Here is a 16449-nt window from a genome sequence, read left to right as displayed (position 1 = left end):
CTTGCGGGCCCGGTTCGCTCGCCTCAGCCGAGCATCACTGGCTTCGTGTGCCAGATCTCGTGGGCGTACTCCGCGATCGTACGGTCCGACGAGAACGCCCCCATCCCCGCCACGTTGAGGATCGCCATGCGCGTCCACGCCTCCGCGTCGCGGTACAGCGCATCGACCTCGGCCTGCTTGGCCACGTAGCTCGCGTAGTCGGCCAGCAGCAGGTAGTGGTCGCCCCAGTTCACGAGCGCGTCGTAGATGCCCTGGTAGCGCGCCGGCTCGCCCGGCGAGAACGCGCCGTCGCGAATGGCATCGAGCACGCGCTTGAGTTCGGCGTTCTCCTCGTAGATCTCGCGCGGCTGGTAGCCGCGGGCGCGGATGTCGGCCACCTCGGGCGTGGTGTGGCCGAAGATGAAGATGTTCTCGGGGCCGACGTTCTCGCGCATTTCGACATTGGCGCCGTCGAGCGTGCCGATGGTGAGCGCGCCGTTGAGCGCGAACTTCATGTTGCCGGTGCCTGAAGCTTCCGTGCCCGCGGTGGAAATCTGCTCCGACAGGTCGGCCGCCGGCATGATGATCTCGGCCAGGCTCACGCTGTAGTTCGGCAGGAACACCACCTTCAGCAGCTTGCCCACGCGCGCGTCGGCGTTCACGGTGGCCGCCACGTCGTTGATGAGCCGGATCGCCTGCTTGGCCATCGCATAGGCCGAAGCCGCCTTGCCCGCGAACACGACCACGCGCGGCACGATGTCGGCCGGCGTGCCGTTGGCCTGCGCATCGAGGATGCGGTGATACCGCGCGACGACGTGCAGCACGTTGAGCAGCTGCCGCTTGTACTCATGGATGCGCTTGACCTGCACGTCGAACATCGCGTCGGTGTCCAGGTCGAGCTTCAGGTGCTCGCCGACCCAGTTCGCCAGCCGCAGCTTGTTCTCGCGCTTGGCATGGCGAAAGGCGCGCACGAAGGCGGGCTGCGCGACCATCGGGCGCAATGCTTCGAGCTGCGACAGGTCGCGCCGCCAGCCCTTGCCGATGCGCTGGTCGAGCAGCGCGGCCAGCGGCGGGTTGGCCTGTGCGAGCCAGCGGCGCGGCGTGACGCCATTGGTCTTGTTGTTGAAGCGTTCGGGAAAGATCTTCGCGAAGTCGGCAAAGATCGACTGCTTCATCAGCTCCGAGTGCAGCCCCGACACCCCGTTCACCGAATGGCTCGCGAGCACCGCCACGTAGGCCATGCGCACGCGGCGCTCGCCGGTCTCGTCGATCAGCGAGAGGCGGCGCACCAGCTCGACGTCCTGGCCGTGCGTCTGCGTCACGGCGGCCAGGAACTTCGCGTTGATGTCGTACAGGATCTGCAGGTGGCGCGGCAGGATGCGGCCCAGCATCTCGACCGGCCAAGTCTCCAATGCCTCGTGCATCAGCGTGTGGTTGGTGTAGCTGAACACCTTCTGCGTGTGGCCCCAGGCCACGTCCCACGCCAGGCCGTGCTCGTCGAGCAGCAGGCGCATGAGCTCGGGCACGGCCAGCACCGGGTGCGTGTCGTTCAGGTGGATGCTGACCTTTTCCGACAGCTGCTCGAAGCTCGTGTGGTTGCGCAGGTAGCGGCGCAGCAGGTCTTGCACGCTGGCGCTGCAGAAGAAGTATTCCTGGTGCAGCCGCAGCTCGCGGCCCGAGGGCGTGGAGTCGTCGGGGTAGAGCACGCGCGAGACGTTCTCGGAGTGGTTCTTGCTCTCCACCGCCGCCATGTAGTTGCCGCGGTTGAAGGCCGACAGGTCGATCTCCTCGGTGGCGCGCGCCGACCACAGGCGCAAGGTGTTGGTGGCCTGCGTGCCGTAGCCGGGAATGATGGTGTCGTAGGCCACGGCCAGCACGTCGTGCGTGTCGACCCAGTCGGCCGCGCCGTAGGGCGCGTTCTTGCCTTCGCGCTTTTGCACGTGGCCGCCGAAGCGCACGCGGTAGTTCACCTCGGGCCGCTGGAACTCCCATGGGTTGCCGCGCGTGAGCCAGTAGTCGGGCGTTTCGACCTGCTGGCCGTCGACGATGCGCTGGCGGAACATGCCGTACTCATAGCGGATGCCGTAGCCCATGCCGGGCACGCCGAGCGTGGCCATCGAATCGAGAAAGCAGGCCGCGAGCCGCCCCAGGCCGCCGTTGCCGAGCGCCGCATCGGGCTCGCGCTCGGCCAGCGCCGCCATGTCGACGCCGAAGTCGGCCAGCGCTTCGCGCACGGTGCCGTACAGGTCGACGGCGAGCAGCGCGTTGGTGAAGGTGCGCCCGATGAGGAACTCCATCGAGAGGTAATACACGCGCTTGAGGTCCTGCGCGTAGTTGGCGCGCGTGGTCGTCATCCAGCGCTCGACGAGCTGGTCGCGCACGGCCAGCGCGGTGGCGTGCAGCCAGTCGTCTTGGCTGGCGGCCACGGGGTCCTTGCCGACGGCGTAGATCAGCTTGTTGGCCACCGCGCGCTTGAAGGCGGCAACGTCGCGGTCGGGGTGGTCGTAGGCGAAGTCCTTGATCGTCATGGAGGCGTTCCCGGAGTGGGTGGTGGGGTGTGGGGCGGGGGCTTCAGGCCAGCGCCCGTTGGTACACATCGATGTACTGCGCCGCTGCCGTGCCCCAGTCGGCCGGGCGCCGCATGGCGTTGCCGCGCACGCGGCGCCAGTCGGGGGCGCGCTCGTACAGCGCGAAGGCGCGGCGCAGGGCGCGGTCGTAGTCGGCGTCCTCGAAGCGGTCGAACACGAAGCCGGTGGCGGCGCCGCTGGCCATGTCTTCCAGCGTGCAGTCGACGACGGTGTCGGCCAGCCCGCCGACGCGGCGCACCAGCGGCAGGCTGCCGTACTTCAGGCCGTACATCTGCGTGAGGCCGCAGGGCTCGAACAGCGAGGGCACGATCGTCACGTCGCCCGCGCCGAAGAGCTGGTGCGCCAGTGTCTCGTCGTAGCCGATGGTGACGCTCACCGAGGCGGGCGCCGCCGCCGCGCGCTGGCGGAAGGCCTCTTCGAGCCAGCCTTCGCCACTGCCCAGCAGCGCGAGCTGGCCGCCCTGTGCCAGCAGCGTGTCGAGGCCGCCGAGCACGAGGTGCAGGCCCTTCTGTTCGGTGAGCCGGCTCACCACGATGAACAGCGGCGCGTCGGGGCGCTCGGCCAGCCCCAGCTGGCGCTGCAGCACCGACTTGCAGCGCGCCTTGCCGGCCATGTGGCGGCCCTCGGGCGCCTGGTAGCCCTGCACCAGCGCGGCGTCGGTGGACGGGTTCCAGACCTGGTCGTCGACCGCGTTGAGGATGCCGCTGAGCACGTTGCTGCGCTGGCGCAGCAGGCCGTCGAGGCCGCAGCCCTGCTCGGGCGTCTGGATCTCGAGGGCGTAGGTGGGGCTCACGGTGGTGAGCTGGTCGGCGAAGTACAGGCCCCCCTTCATGAAGGAGATCTGGCCGTGGTACTCCAGCCCGTTCATGTGGAAGGCCGGCGCCGGCAGGCCGAGCTCGGCGAAGTGCCAGGGCGCGAACACGCCCTGGTAGGCCAGGTTGTGCACCGTGAACACGCTGCCCGTGCGCGGGCCGCCCGCGCGCCGCGCGAAGGCCAGGTAGGCGGGCGCGAGCGCCGCGTGCCAGTCGTGCGCGTGCACGATGTCGGGCCGCCAGCCAGGGTCGAGCTCCTGCGCGAGCTGCGCCGCCGCCCAGCCCAGCAGCGCGAAGCGCCGGTGGTTGTCGCTGTAGGGCTGGCGCGTGGTGTCTTCGTACGGATTGCCGGGTCGGTCGTAGAGCGCGGGTGCGTCGATCACGTAGGCGGGAATCGGCGGCGCGCCGGCGATGGCGACGTGCCCGGCGCGCAGGCCGAAGCGCTCGCCCCAGGGCGCGGCGAACTCGGCCACCGGCACCAGGTCGCGCACGCCGGCCACGATGGCGGGAAAGCCCGGCAGCAGCGCGCGTGCCTCCTGCCCCGCGGCCATGAGCGCCAGGGGCAGGGCGCCGGCGATGTCCGCCAGGCCGCCGGTCTTCAGGAGGGGAAACAGCTCGGCGCTGACCTGGAGGATGCGCATGGTGGTGCGGTCGATCAGGCGGCGGCCGCGGGCGCGGGGTCCGGCGCGAGCCGCTTGAGCATTTCGCGTGTGACCAGCACCACGCCGGTTTCCGTGCGCTCGAAGCGCGCGGCGTCGGCCTCGGCGTCTTCGCCGATCACCGTGTCGTCGGGGATCACGCAGGCGCGGTCGATCACCACGCGGTTGAGCCGGCAGCCGCGGCCCACTTCCACGTCGGGCAGCAGCACGGCTTCGTTGATCTCGCAGAAGGAGTGGATGCGCACGCCCGAGAACAGCACCGCGCTGCTGATCTTTGAGCCCGAGACGATGCAGCCGCCCGAGACGATGGTGTTGACCGTCATGCCGTGGCGGCCCTCGCGGTCGAGCACGAACTTGGCCGGCGGCAGCTGCCGCTGGTAGGTCCAGATGGGCCAGTCCGTGTCATAGATGTCGAGCTCCGGGGTGATCGAGGCCAGGTCGAGGTTGGCTGCCCAGAATGCATCAATCGTGCCCACGTCGCGCCAGTAGGCCTTGGCGTCGGGCCCGCGCGAGGCGCGCGTGACGCACGACATGCTGAACGGGTGCGCCAGCGCGCGGCCCTCGGCCACGGCGCGCGGAATGATGTCCTTGCCGAAGTCGTGGCTCGAATCGGGGTTGGCGTTGTCTTCCTCGAGCAGCTGGTACAGGTAGGCCGAGTCGAAGATGTAGATGCCCATGCTGGCCAGCGCCAGGTCGGGGTGGCCGGGCATGGCGGGCGGGTCGGCGGGCTTCTCGAGGAAGCTGGTGATCTGGCGGCCGTCGTCCACCGCCATCACGCCGAAGGCCGTGGCCTCGTGGCGCGGCACCTCGATGCAGCCGACCGTGCAGCCCAGGCCGCGCTCGGCGTGGTCCTTGAGCATGATGGAGTAGTCCATCTTGTAGATGTGGTCGCCGGCCAGCACCACCACGTAGTCGTGCGGCGTGGAGCGGGTCTGGATGATGTCCAGGTTCTGGTACACCGCGTCGGCCGTGCCGCGGTACCAGTGCTCGTCGCCCATGCGCTGCTGCGCGGGCAGCACGTCGACCATCTCGTTGAGCTCGGCGCGCAGAAAGCTCCAGCCGCGCTGCAGGTGGCGCATGAGCGAGTGCGACTTGTACTGCGTGACCACCGCCATGCGCCGGATGCCGGAGTTCAGGCAGTTGGACAGCGCGAAGTCGATGATGCGGAACTTGCCGCCGAAGTACACGGCCGGCTTGGCGCGCCGGTCGGTGAGCTGCTTGAGGCGGGAGCCCCGGCCGCCGGCCAGCACCAGCGCGATGGTGCGGCGGACCAGTTGATGGGCCTGCAGGGGGGGCTGCGGGGCTTGCGTGCCCTGGGTGTTGAGCTTGTCCATCTGTGTCTCCGTTCGTTCGTTCATTCGCTTGTGTTGAATTCGTCGTCGTCTTCAGAGTGTCCGCACCGAGTCTGGCACTGCGCCGTGGGCTTGGCTCCTACGTTCTTGCAAGCCAGAGGCTCGAAACCGGCACCTCCACCGCGCGGCCCAGAGGGCGGGGCGCGGCGCGCAGGGCGTCGGGGTCTTCGGCATCGGTGGCCAGGCAGCAGCGCCAGTCGCCCTGCGGCAGCGTGAAGGTGACGGGGCCCGGGCCCGCATTCACCAGCACCAGCCAGGCGTCCTCGGCATTCCCGAACAGGATCGCAAGGGCCGTGCCCGCGTGCCAGTCGGCCGGCGCCATCGGCTGGCCGTCGGGGCGCAGCCAGCGGATGCCCGGCGGTGCGTCGGTCGGCGGTTCGGCCGGCCACCAGCGCGTGCTGCGCAGCACCGGCGCCTCGCGCCGCAGGGCGGTGAGCCGCGCGACGAAGGCCGTCAGGCGCGCGCGTTCGCTGGCCGGGTCGGACAGCCCGATCCAGCCGAGCCAGGTGGTCTCGTTGTCCTGGCAGTAGGCGTTGTTGTTGCCGCCCTGGCTGTGGCCGAGCTCGTCGCCGGCCAGCAGCATCGGCGTGCCCTGGGACAGCAGCAGCGTGGCGAGCAGCGTGCGCTGCAGGCGCGCGCGCATCGTGCGCACGGCGGGGTCGTCGCTCGGGCCTTCGACGCCGCAGTTGGTGCTCAGGTTGTGGGCGTGGCCGTCGCGGTTGTCTTCGCCGTTGGCGAGGTTGTGGCGCTGTTCGTAGCTCACGAGGTCGCGCAGCGTGAAGCCGTCGTGCGCGGTGATGAAGTTGACGCTCGCGGTCGGTGCGCGGCCGTCGTGCGCGAAGCTCGCGCTGGAGGCCGTGAAGCGGTGCGCGAAGTCGCCCAGGCCGGCGGCGCCCTCGCGCCCCTGGCGCAGCCAGAAGCCGCGTTGCGTGTCGCGGAAGCGGTCGTTCCATTCGAGCCAGCCGGGCGGAAACTCGCCGAGTCGGTAGCCGCCGGGGCCGAGGTCCCAGGGCTCGGCGATGCGCAGCGTGCGCGACAGCACCGGGTCTTGCGCGATGGCCGCGAAGAAGGGCGCGCGCGCATCGAAGCCGCGCTGCGCGTCGCGGCCCAGCACCGGGGCGAGGTCGAAGCGGAAGCCGTCGACGCCCATCTCGCAGGCCCAGAAGCGCAGGCTGTCCATCACCAGCTGCAGCACGCGCGGCTCCCCGAGGTTCAGGCAGTTGCCCGTGCCGGCCCAGTTCTCGTACAGGGCGCGGTCGTCGGGGCGCAGGTGGTAGTACAGGGCGTTGTCGATGCCGCGCAGCGAGAGCGTGGGGCCGAGTTCGTCGCTTTCGGCGCTGTGGTTGTAGACCACGTCGATCACCAGCTCCATGCCGCGCGCATGCACCGCATCGGCCATGGCGCGGAACTCGCTGGCGGGCGTGGTGCCGGGGCGGCCGCTCCAGAAGCGCGCCTCGGGGGCGAACCAGCCGATGGTGTTGTAGCCCCAGTGGTTGGTCAGGCCCTTGGCGAGCAGGCGCTGTTCGTCGGCGCGGTGCTGTACGGGCGTGAGGCTGAGGGTGGTGATGCCCAGGCGTTGCAGGTGGTCGAGGAGGGCGGGTTCTGCGAGGCCGGCGTAGGTGCCTCTGAGCGGTTCGGGCACGCCGGGGTGCTGGTGGGTGAGGCTGCGGATGTGGAGTTCGTAGAGGACGCGGTCGGTGGGGGGGATGTGAGCCTGGCCCGTTGTTTGGGGTGCGTTGCTGGGTGCTGTGACGCGGGCCTTGAGGGCGATGGGGGCGTTGTCTCTGTGGTCGCGTTGGGTCGGGTCTGTGGGGGCGTGGCCCAGGAAGAGGTCGCTGCCGTTGTAGTGGCCGAGGATTTCTCGGGCGTAAGGGTCTAGGAGGAGCTTGGCGGGGTTGAAGCGTTTCCCCTCATGGGGTGCCCACGGGCCGTGGACTCGGTAGCCGTAGACCAGGCCGGCTCTTGCGTTGGGAAGCAAGCCGTGCCAGATGCCGTCGGTGCACTCTGGGAGTGGTAGGCGCTGTTGTTCGCTTTTGCCTGTGCTGTCGAAGAGGCAGAGTTCTACTTTGGTTGCTGTTGGCGCTGTGATAGCGAAGTTGACGCCTTGTTGTGATGGCGTTGCGCCTAAGGGGAGGGGATGGCCGGGGCTCAGCATGCTTTGACTCCCCGGCGGCTTTTGCTTCCCGAGGCCGGGACTCGCCCCGGCGGGCGACTTACTTTCTTTTGCTTCGCCAAAAGAAAGTAAGCAAAGAAAAGGCGACCCCACTGTCTGCGACCCTCCGCTTCGCTACGGGCAACCTGCGGTGCTCGCGTTTCGCGGGGTCTCGCAGAACTCGCTTCGCTCAAACAGCTGCGAGCCCTGATCCGCGAAACGCTGCGCTCCTCGGCGCAGCCAGAGGGGCTTTGACACCGGGCGGGCCGTCGCTTCGCTCGGCCCGAGAGTTTCCAACAGCCAAATCCCGTGCTCGTGTTGGTGCTCGTGCTCGTGCACGTAGGCACGTCTGCACTCGCGCGCGCGCCTCCGTTCAAGTTCCAACCACCGCCGCTACCAATCCCAGCCGCAGCAGGCGCGAAGCGCCTGCTGCGGCCCACTGGCCGAGCGAAGCGATGGCCTGTTGGTATCCCAATCCCTTCTGTATGCGCCGAGGAGCGGAGCGTTTCGCGGATCAGGGCTCGCCCTTGTTTGAGCGAAGCGAGTTTGGGCGAGACCCCGCGAAACGTGAGCACCGCAGGTTGCCCGCAGCGAAGCGGAGGGACGCAGACAGTAGGGTCGCCTTTCTTTTGCCTACGTTTCTTTGGCGAAGCAAAGAAAAGTAGGTCGCCTGCCGGGGCGAGACCCGGCCTCGGGAAAAAAGACGATTCCAGGCTTATCAAGCCAACACCCACATCACGGTAGCGAGTGGCGGCACGCTGACCGAAATCGAATCCGCTTTCCCATGCCAGGCGGTGGGGGCGCTCTCGACAATCCCGTTTCCCACGCCGCTGCCGCCATACACCGAACCATCGGTGTTGATGATTTCGCGATAAGCCCCCGCGACAGGAACGCCAAGCTGATACGCATGCCGAGGCAACGGCGTGAAGTTGCAAGCCACCACCACAAACGTTCTATCCCGCGCCCGCCGAACAAACGCAAACACCGACTGCGCCACATCGTCATGCACCAACCACTCGAACCCGGACCCTTCATGGTCCAGCTCATGCAAAGCAGGAAAGTGCCGATACACGTTGTTCAGATCGCGCACCAACCGCCGCACCCCTTGATGCCCCGCATGCTCGAGCAAGTGCCAGTCCAACCCGCGATCCGCATTCCACTCCGCGTACTGCGCAAACTCCCCTCCCATGAACAGCAGCTTCTTCCCCGGATAAGCCCAGAGGTACCCATACAGATTGCGCAACCCCGCGAACTTCTGCCACTCGTCTCCAGGCATGCGCCCGATCATCGACCCCTTGCCATGCACCACTTCGTCATGCGACAGCGGCAACACGAAGTTCTCGCTGTGCGCGTACATCAGCCCGAAGGTGATCTGCTGGTGATGGTGCTTGCGATAGACCGGATCGGTCCCGGCATACGCCAGCGTGTCGTTCATCCACCCCATGTTCCACTTGTAGTGAAAGCCCAGCCCACCGTCTTCCGGCGGCCGCGTCACGCCCGGAAAGCTCGTCGACTCTTCGGCAATGGTCACAGCCCCCGGACGCTCCACGCCCACCACGCGGTTCATGCGGCGCAGGAAATCGATGGCCTCCAGGTTCTCGCGCCCGCCCTGCGCATTCGGCACCCACTCGCCGGCCTTGCGGCTGTAGTCGCGGTACAGCATCGACGCCACCGCATCCACGCGCAGGCCGTCCACGCCGTAGCGCTCCAGCCAGTACAACGCATTGCCCACGAGGTAGTTGCGCACCTCCGTGCGGGCGTAGTTGAAGATCAGCGTCTGCCAGTCGTTGTGGAAACCCTCGCGCGGATCGGCGTACTCGTACAGCGCGGTGCCGTCGAAGTTGCCCAGGCCGTGCGCATCGGTCGGGAAGTGCGCGGGCACCCAGTCGAGGATCACGCCCAGCCCCGCGGCATGCGCGGCTTCGACGAAATGGCGGAAGTCGCCGGGCGTGCCGAAGCGTGAGGTCGGCGCATAGAGACCGATCGGCTGGTAGCCCCACGAGCCGTCGAAGGGGTGCTCGGTGATGGGCAGCAGCTCGATGTGCGTGAAGCCCATGTCGCGCACATAGGGCACGAGCGTGTCGGCCAGCTCGCGGTAGTCCAGCCATTCCTGGCCGTGGTGCTTGCGGCGCCACGAGCCCAGGTGCACTTCGTAGATGCTGATCGGCGCCTGGTGCGCGTTGGCCTCGGCGCGCCCGGTGGGCATCGGCACGGGCGCGGGCAGCGGCGCCACGACGCAGGCGGTGCCGGGGCGCAGCTGCGACGAGAACGCGAAGGGGTCGGCCTTGCGCAGCACCTCGCCGCGCGACGACAGGATCTCGAATTCGTAGCTGTCGCCGGTCGCCACGTGCGGCGCGAAGATTTCCCACACGCCGCACTCGCGGCGCAGCCGCATCATGTGGCGACGGCCGTCCCAGTTGTTGAAGTCGCCCACCACCGACACGCGCCGCGCATTCGGCGCCCACACGGCAAAGGCCACGCCCTTCACGCCGTCGATCTCGCGCAGGTGCGCGCCCAGCCGCTCCCACGGCCGCAGGTGCGTGCCCTCGGCCAGCAGCCACACGTCGGTCTCGCCGAGCACGAACGGAAAACGGTACGGGTCTTCGAGCCGCGAGGCGTGCCCGGTCTCCCAGTCGACCTGGAACGAGTAGCCCATGCGCGCCTCGGCCGCGGGCACGAGGCCGCTGAACAGGTCGGAGCCCTCGTGCCGCGCAAGGATCGACAGCGGCCAGCCGGTGCGCGAATGCACCACGGCCACCTGCCGCGCGCCGGGCATCAGCGCGCGCACCTCGAGGCCGTCGGCGGTCTCGTGGGGGCCGAGCACGGCGAACGGGTCGCCATGCTCGGCGCGCATCAGCGCCTGGATGTCGGCAGCTTGGAGGAAGGGAGAAGGGGGCATGGGGTTCAGCGTCCTCCTGCTTCGGCAGTCGTGCCGAAGAACACGCCATAAGGCGCCAACGTCAGCAGGGGCTTTGGAGCGGCGGTGACCGTTGCGGTCGGCGCGAGCGGGTGGCCGGCCAGCGGCATCAGCGGCGCGGGCAAGGGAACTGAGACAGGTTCGATGCCTGTATTGAAGATCGCATGCAGCACCGCGTCCCCGTCGCTTCGCACGATGTGCAGCAGCGGCGCGGGCGCATCGACGAACGCCAGCGCGCCCGTGCGCAGCAGCGGCTGGGTGCGGCGCCAGTGCAGCAGCGCGCGGCTGAAGGCGAGCATCGAGCCGGGGTCGGCCTCCTGCAGTTCGACGGCCAGCGGCAGGTGGGCGCCGTCCACCGGCAGCCAGGGCGTGCCGGTGCTGAAGCCGGCGTTGGGCGCCTGGGCGGTCCAGGGCATCGGCGTGCGGCAGCCGTCGCGGCCCTTGAACTCGGGCCAGAAGGCGCGGCCGTAGGGGTCTTGCAGCAGTTCGAAGGGCACGTCGGCCTCGGGCAGGCCCAGCTCTTCGCCCTGGTAGAGGCTGGCGCTGCCGCGCAGCGCCAGCAGCAGCGCGAGCCAGAGCCGGTCGCGGCGCGTGTCGGGCGCGGCGCCGTCGCTCCAGCGCGTGGCGACGCGCGGCACGTCGTGGTTCGACACCGCCCAGCAGCCCCAGCCGTTCGTCACGGCCAGTGCGGTGTCGAGCGACTCGACCTGGTGGCGCAGGTGCTTCGGGCTGTGGTCGGCCGTCAGCAGGCTGAAGCTGTAGGCCAGGTGCAGGCGCTTGCCGAGTTCGGTGTACTGCGCCATGACCGGCGGCGCGTTCTCGTCGCCGACCTCGCCCAGCGCGACCGCGCCGTAGCCGTCGAGCAGCTGGCGCAGGCGCTCGAGGAACACGAGGTTCTCGGGCTGGCTTTTGTCGTACAGGTGGACCTGCATCGCATACGGGTTGTCGGCGCGCACGGTGCTGACCTCGCCCATCGATTCGCCCGTGGCCGGCGGGTTGTCGCGCAGCAGCGCGTCGTGGAACTGGTGGTTGCAGGCGTCGAAGCGGAAGCCGTCCACGCCGCGTTCGCACCAGAAGCGCACCTCGCCGAGCAGCGCGTCCTGCACGGCGGCGCAATGGAAGTTGAGATCGGGCTGCTCGGCCAGGAAGCTGTGCAGGTAGTACTGCCGCCGGCGCGAGTCCCACTGCCAGGCCGAGCCGCCGAAGACCGAGAGCCAGTTGGTGGGCGGCGTGCCGTCGGGTTGGGGGTCGGCCCACACGTACCAGTCGGCCTTCGGGTTGTCGCGCGAACTGCGGCTTTCGGCGAACCAGGCGTGCTGGTCGGAGGTGTGCGAGAGCACCTGGTCGATGATGAGCTTCAGGCCCAGCGCATGCATGCGTGCGCGCATCGCGTCGAAGTCGTCCAGCGTGCCGAACAGCGGATCGACGGCGCGGTAGTCGGCCACGTCGTAGCCGAAGTCTTTCATGGGGGAGCGGAAGAAGGGCGAGACCCAGACCGCGTCGACGCCCAGGCGGGCGACGTGGTCGAGCTTCGACGTGATGCCGGGCAGGTCGCCGACGCCGTCGCCGTTGCTGTCCATGAAGCTGCGCGGGTAGATCTGGTAGATCACCGCGCCCCGCCACCATTCGCCGTTGCTGCCGCTCATGCCTGCCCCTGTGGTCGAAATTCATTGTGGCATGCGAAATCCGGGCCAGCGGTACGCTGTGGCAGGCGGGCGCCGCGCGGAAGTGGGTAAATTCAGCAGGGCGGGGCGCTGCCGCCCCGACCCCCGACCGATGACCACCGACGACACCGCCTTCTCCCCCTCCGCCCCACCCATCGGCCTTGCCGCGCTCGAACGCCGGCTCGCTCAGGACCTCGATTACCTCGGCTGGCCCGCCCGCGCCTGGGTGCCGCCGCGCCAGATCGGTGGCGAACCCGTGCTCGACGTGGCCATCATCGGCGGCGGCCAGGCCGGGCTGGCCGCGGCGGGCGCGCTGGCGCAACAAGGCATCCGCGCGGTGGTCTTCGACCGCGCGCCGGCCGGCCGCGAAGGCCCCTGGGCCACCACGGCGCGCATGGAAACCCTGCGCTCGCCCAAGGAGCTCACGGGCCCGGCGCTGGGGCTGCCCTCGCTGACCTTCCGCGCCTGGTTCGAGGCCCAGTTCGGCACAGAGGCCTGGGCCGCGATGGACAAGATCCCGCGCCTGCAGTGGATGGACTACCTGGTCTGGTACCGCCGCGTGATGGGCGTGGATGTGCGCAACGACACCGCTGTTACGGGCTTGCAACCGCTGCCCGACGCCAGCGCCGTGCGCCTGGACCTGCGCACGCCGGGCGGCGAACGCCGCGTGCTGGCGCGCCGCGTCGTGCTGGCCACCGGCCGCGACGGCCTGGGCGGCCCGGCCGTGCCCGCCTTTGTCGACGGCCTGCCGCGTGCCAAGTGGGCGCATTCCTCCGACGAGATGGACTACGCGCGCCTGAAAGGCCTGCGCGTGGGCGTGGTCGGCGCGGGCTCCTCGGCGATGGACAGCGCCGCCACCGCGCTCGAAGCCGGCGCGCACAGCGTCGAGCTGCTGATCCGCCGGCCCGACCTGCCGCGCGTCAACAAGGGCAAGGGCGCCGGCGTGCCGGGGCTCACGCAGGGGCACTACGACCTGCCCGACGAACTGAAATGGCGTATCCGCCACTACATCAACGTGCTGAACGTGCCGCCGCCGCACGGCAGCACGCTGCGGGTGTCGCGGCACGCCAACGCTTTCTTCAACTTCGGCTGCCCCATCCTGTCGGTGGCACCGCAGGGCGAGGCGCTGCGCGTGGCCACGCCCAAGGGCGATTTCGAATTCGACTTTTTGATCGTGTCGACCGGTTTCCAGGTCGACTGGGCCGCCCGCCCCGAATTCGCGGGCATTGCCGCGCACATTCGTACCTGGAAAGACCGTTTCACGCCCGCGCCCGGCGACGAAGACCGCGAACTGGCCGATTCGCCCGACCTCGGGCCGGCCTTCGAATTCCAGGAAAACGCGCCCGGCGCCTGCCCGGGGCTGGATCGCATCCACTGCTTCTGCTACCCGGCGGCGCTGTCGCACGGCACGGTGTCGGGCGACATTCCCGCCATCAGCGACGGCGCGCGGCGCCTGGCGGCGGGGCTGGCCAGCCTGTTCTACCGGGAAGATGCGGCCCACCACTGGGCGAATCTGGAGGCCTACAGCGAGCCGGAACTGTTCGGCGACGAGTGGACGCCCGCCCCGCCGCCGCAGGAAAGGGCCTGATTCCGGCATGGGGCCCGGGGGACGATCACGCACGGCGCGATAATCCGCCTTCCCGGCCGCCGTCGAGCCGGGCCCTGCCGAGATGTCATGAACCCCAGCTACAAACCCAGCGACGTCGAGTCCGCTGCCCAGGCGCAATGGCGCGCCGCCGATGTCTACCGTGTCACCGAGGACGCGAGCCGCAAGAAGTACTACGCCTGCTCGATGCTGCCGTACCCCAGCGGCAAGCTGCACATGGGCCACGTGCGCAACTACACGATCAACGACATGCTCACGCGCTACCTGCGCATGAGCGGCTACAACGTGCTGATGCCCATGGGCTGGGACGCCTTCGGCCTGCCGGCCGAGAACGCGGCGCTGAAGAACGGCGTGCCACCGGCCAAGTGGACCTACGAGAACATCGCCTACATGAAGGGCCAGCTCCAGGCCATGGGCCTGGCGATCGACTGGAGCCGCGAGATCGCCACCTGCGATCCGAGCTACTACAAGTGGAACCAGTGGCTGTTCCTGAAGATGCTCGAAAAGGGCATCGCCTACCGCAAGACCCAGGTCGTGAACTGGGACCCGGTCGACCAGACCGTGCTGGCCAACGAACAGGTCATTGACGGCAAGGGCTGGCGCACCGGCGCCACGGTCGAGCGCCGCGAAATTCCCGGCTACTACCTGAAGATCAGCGACTACGCCGAAGAACTGCTCGAGCACACCCAGCACAAGCTGCCGGGCTGGCCCGAGCGCGTCAAGCTGATGCAGGAAAACTGGATCGGCAAGAGCGAAGGCCTGCGTTTCGCGTTCACGCATGACATCCGGGACGCGAGCGGCAAGCTGATCCAGGACGGTCGCATGTACGTGTTCACCACGCGTGCCGACACCATCATGGGCGTTACCTTCTGCGCCGTCGCGCCCGAGCACCCGCTGGCCGCGCACGCCGCCACGCTCGATCCCAAGGTCGCGGCCTTCATCGAAGAATGCAAGGGTGGCGGCACGACCGAGGCCGAGCTCGCCACGCAAGAGAAGAAGGGCGTGCCCACGGGCCTGACCGTGAAGCACCCGATCACCGAGGAGCAGGTGCCGGTGTGGGTGGGCAACTACGTGCTCATCGGCTACGGCGACGGCGCCGTGATGGGCGTGCCCGCGCACGACGAGCGCGACTTCGCCTTCGCCAACAAGTACGGCATCGAGATCATCCAGGTCGTGCTGGTCGACGACGAGCCGCACTTCGACTATCACAAGTGGCAGGACTGGTACGGCGACAAGCAGCGCGGCGTGACCATCAACTCCGACAACTTCAGCGGCATGACCTACAAGGAGGCCGTGGCCGCCGTGGCGCATGCGCTGGGCCAGAAGGACCTGGGCGAGCTGCAGACCACGTGGCGCCTGCGCGACTGGGGCGTGAGCCGCCAGCGCTACTGGGGCACGCCGATCCCGATCATCCATTGCGAAGAGCACGGCGCGGTGCCGGTCCCCGAAAAAGACCTGCCCGTGGTGCTGCCGACCGACTGCGTGCCCGACGGCTCGGGCAACCCGCTGGCCAAGCACGAAGGCTTCCACGCCGGCGTGGTGTGCCCGGTGTGCGGCAAGGCCGCGCGGCGCGAGACCGACACGATGGACACCTTCGTCGATTCGTCGTGGTACTTCATGCGCTACTGCGACCCGACCAACGACAAGGCCATGGTCGCCGAGGGCGCCGACTACTGGATGCCGATGGACCAGTACATCGGCGGCATCGAGCACGCGATCCTGCACCTGCTGTACGCGCGCTTCTGGACCAAGGTCATGCGCGACCTGGGCCTGGTGAAGGCCGACGAGCCCTTCGCCAAGCTGCTCACGCAGGGCATGGTGCTCAACCACATCTTCTACAAGCGCAACGAGAAGGGCGGCAAGGACTACTTCCCGCCCCTCGAAGTCACGGCGGTGCTCGACGCGCAGGGTCGCATCACCGGCGGCACGCTGGCCGACGGCACCAAGGTCGAGTACGGCGGCGTGGGCAAGATGGGCAAGAGCGAACGCAACGGCGTCGACCCGCAGGACCTGATCGAGAAGTACGGCGCCGACACCGCGCGCCTGTACACCATGTTCACCGCGCCGCCCGAAGCCACGCTCGAGTGGAACGACGCGGCCGTCGAAGGCAGCTACCGCTTCCTGCGCCGCGTGTGGAACTACGGCGTGGCCCAGGCCGACGTGGCGCCCGTGGCGCTCGCCGGCCAGAGCTTCGGCAAGCCCGCCCAGGCGCTGCGCCGCGAGGTGCACACTGTGCTGCGCCAGATCGACTACGACTACCAGCGCATGCAATACAACACGGTGGTGTCGGGCGCGATGAAGCTGCTCAACGCGCTCGAAGGCTTCAAGCCCGACGGCAGCGCGGGCGACGCGGCCGCCGCGCGCGAGGGCTTCGGCATCCTGCTGCGCTGCCTGTACCCGGCCACGCCGCACATCGCGCACCAGCTGTGGCAGCAACTCGGCTACGACAAGGCATCGGGCGACCTGCTCGACGCGCCCTGGCCCGTGGTCGACGTGGCCGCGCTGGCGCAGGACGAGGTCGAGCTCATGCTGCAGGTCAACGGCAAGCTGCGCGGCAAGCTGCTGGTGCCCGCCGGTGCCTCGAAGGACGAGATCGAGCGGCTGGCGCTCGCCTGCGACGACTTCGTCAACTTCGCCGAAGGCGCGCCGGCCAAGCGCGTGATCGTGGTGCCCGGGCGCCTGGTCAACGTGGTCATCTGAACCCGACACTGCAGAACGAC

At 68.9% G+C, this 16449-nt stretch carries 8 protein-coding genes; 2 read left to right on the top strand and 6 right to left on the bottom strand.

Going from position 1 to position 16449, the window contains the following annotated elements; all coding sequences use genetic code 11:
• Positions 1-23: 23 nt before the first annotated feature.
• The 6 genes from ACAM52_RS26130 to ACAM52_RS26105 form a co-directional block, all read right to left on the bottom strand.
• Entirely contained in the window at positions 24-2507 is a 2484-nt protein-coding gene (locus ACAM52_RS26130) for a glycogen/starch/alpha-glucan phosphorylase (RefSeq protein WP_369644982.1), read from the bottom strand.
• 43 nt (positions 2508-2550) lie between these two features.
• Positions 2551-4020, bottom strand: a complete 1470-nt coding sequence (glgA, locus tag ACAM52_RS26125) for a glycogen synthase GlgA (RefSeq protein WP_369644981.1) — start codon at positions 4018-4020, stop codon at positions 2551-2553.
• Between the two features lie 14 nt (positions 4021-4034).
• Positions 4035-5372, bottom strand: a complete 1338-nt coding sequence (gene glgC, locus ACAM52_RS26120; protein WP_369647780.1) for a glucose-1-phosphate adenylyltransferase — start codon at positions 5370-5372, stop codon at positions 4035-4037.
• A 97-nt stretch (positions 5373-5469) separates the two neighbouring features.
• Complete coding sequence (gene glgX, locus ACAM52_RS26115) at positions 5470-7545, bottom strand: glycogen debranching protein GlgX (protein ID WP_369644980.1); 2076 nt, start codon at positions 7543-7545, stop codon at positions 5470-5472.
• Positions 7546-8260: 715 nt separating this feature from the next.
• Positions 8261-10441 (bottom strand): 1,4-alpha-glucan branching protein GlgB, encoded by a 2181-nt coding sequence (gene glgB, locus ACAM52_RS26110; protein ID WP_369644979.1) that lies wholly within the window; start codon positions 10439-10441, stop codon positions 8261-8263.
• Positions 10442-10446: 5 nt separating this feature from the next.
• Positions 10447-12105, bottom strand: coding sequence for an alpha-amylase family glycosyl hydrolase (locus tag ACAM52_RS26105; RefSeq protein WP_369644978.1), 1659 nt, complete (start codon positions 12103-12105; stop codon positions 10447-10449).
• A 130-nt stretch (positions 12106-12235) separates the two neighbouring features.
• Between ACAM52_RS26105 and ACAM52_RS26100 the strand changes: the two genes are divergently transcribed.
• Both ACAM52_RS26100 and leuS read left to right on the top strand, forming a co-directional pair.
• Complete coding sequence (locus tag ACAM52_RS26100) at positions 12236-13711, top strand: FAD-dependent oxidoreductase (RefSeq protein ID WP_369644977.1); 1476 nt, start codon at positions 12236-12238, stop codon at positions 13709-13711.
• 87 nt (positions 13712-13798) lie between these two features.
• The gene (leuS, locus tag ACAM52_RS26095) at positions 13799-16429 is read left to right on the top strand and encodes a leucine--tRNA ligase (RefSeq protein WP_369644976.1); all 2631 of its coding nucleotides are present in this window, start codon (positions 13799-13801) and stop codon (positions 16427-16429) included.
• The last annotated feature ends 20 nt before the right edge of the window (positions 16430-16449 follow it).

Source organism: Variovorax sp. V118 (assembly GCF_041154445.1).
Taxonomy (GTDB): domain Bacteria; phylum Pseudomonadota; class Gammaproteobacteria; order Burkholderiales; family Burkholderiaceae_C; genus Variovorax; species Variovorax boronicumulans.
This window is presented reverse-complemented; position numbering and strand designations above follow the sequence as displayed.

Bases quoted from the DNA above. Each gene is read 5' to 3' on its own strand.
- glgA (WP_369644981.1), bottom strand. From the start codon at position 4,020: ATGCGCATCCTCCAGGTCAGCGCCGAGCTGTTTCCCCTCCTGAAGACC.
- glgB (WP_369644979.1), bottom strand. From the start codon at position 10,441: ATGCCCCCTTCTCCCTTCCTCCAAGCTGCCGACATCCAGGCGCTGATG.
- ACAM52_RS26105 (WP_369644978.1), bottom strand. From the start codon at position 12,105: ATGAGCGGCAGCAACGGCGAATGGTGGCGGGGCGCGGTGATCTACCAG.
- glgX (WP_369644980.1), bottom strand. From the start codon at position 7,545: ATGCTGAGCCCCGGCCATCCCCTCCCCTTAGGCGCAACGCCATCACAA.
- glgC (WP_369647780.1), bottom strand. From the start codon at position 5,372: ATGGACAAGCTCAACACCCAGGGCACGCAAGCCCCGCAGCCCCCCCTG.
- leuS (WP_369644976.1), top strand. From the start codon at position 13,799: ATGAACCCCAGCTACAAACCCAGCGACGTCGAGTCCGCTGCCCAGGCG.
- ACAM52_RS26100 (WP_369644977.1), top strand. From the start codon at position 12,236: ATGACCACCGACGACACCGCCTTCTCCCCCTCCGCCCCACCCATCGGC.
- ACAM52_RS26130 (WP_369644982.1), bottom strand. From the start codon at position 2,507: ATGACGATCAAGGACTTCGCCTACGACCACCCCGACCGCGACGTTGCC.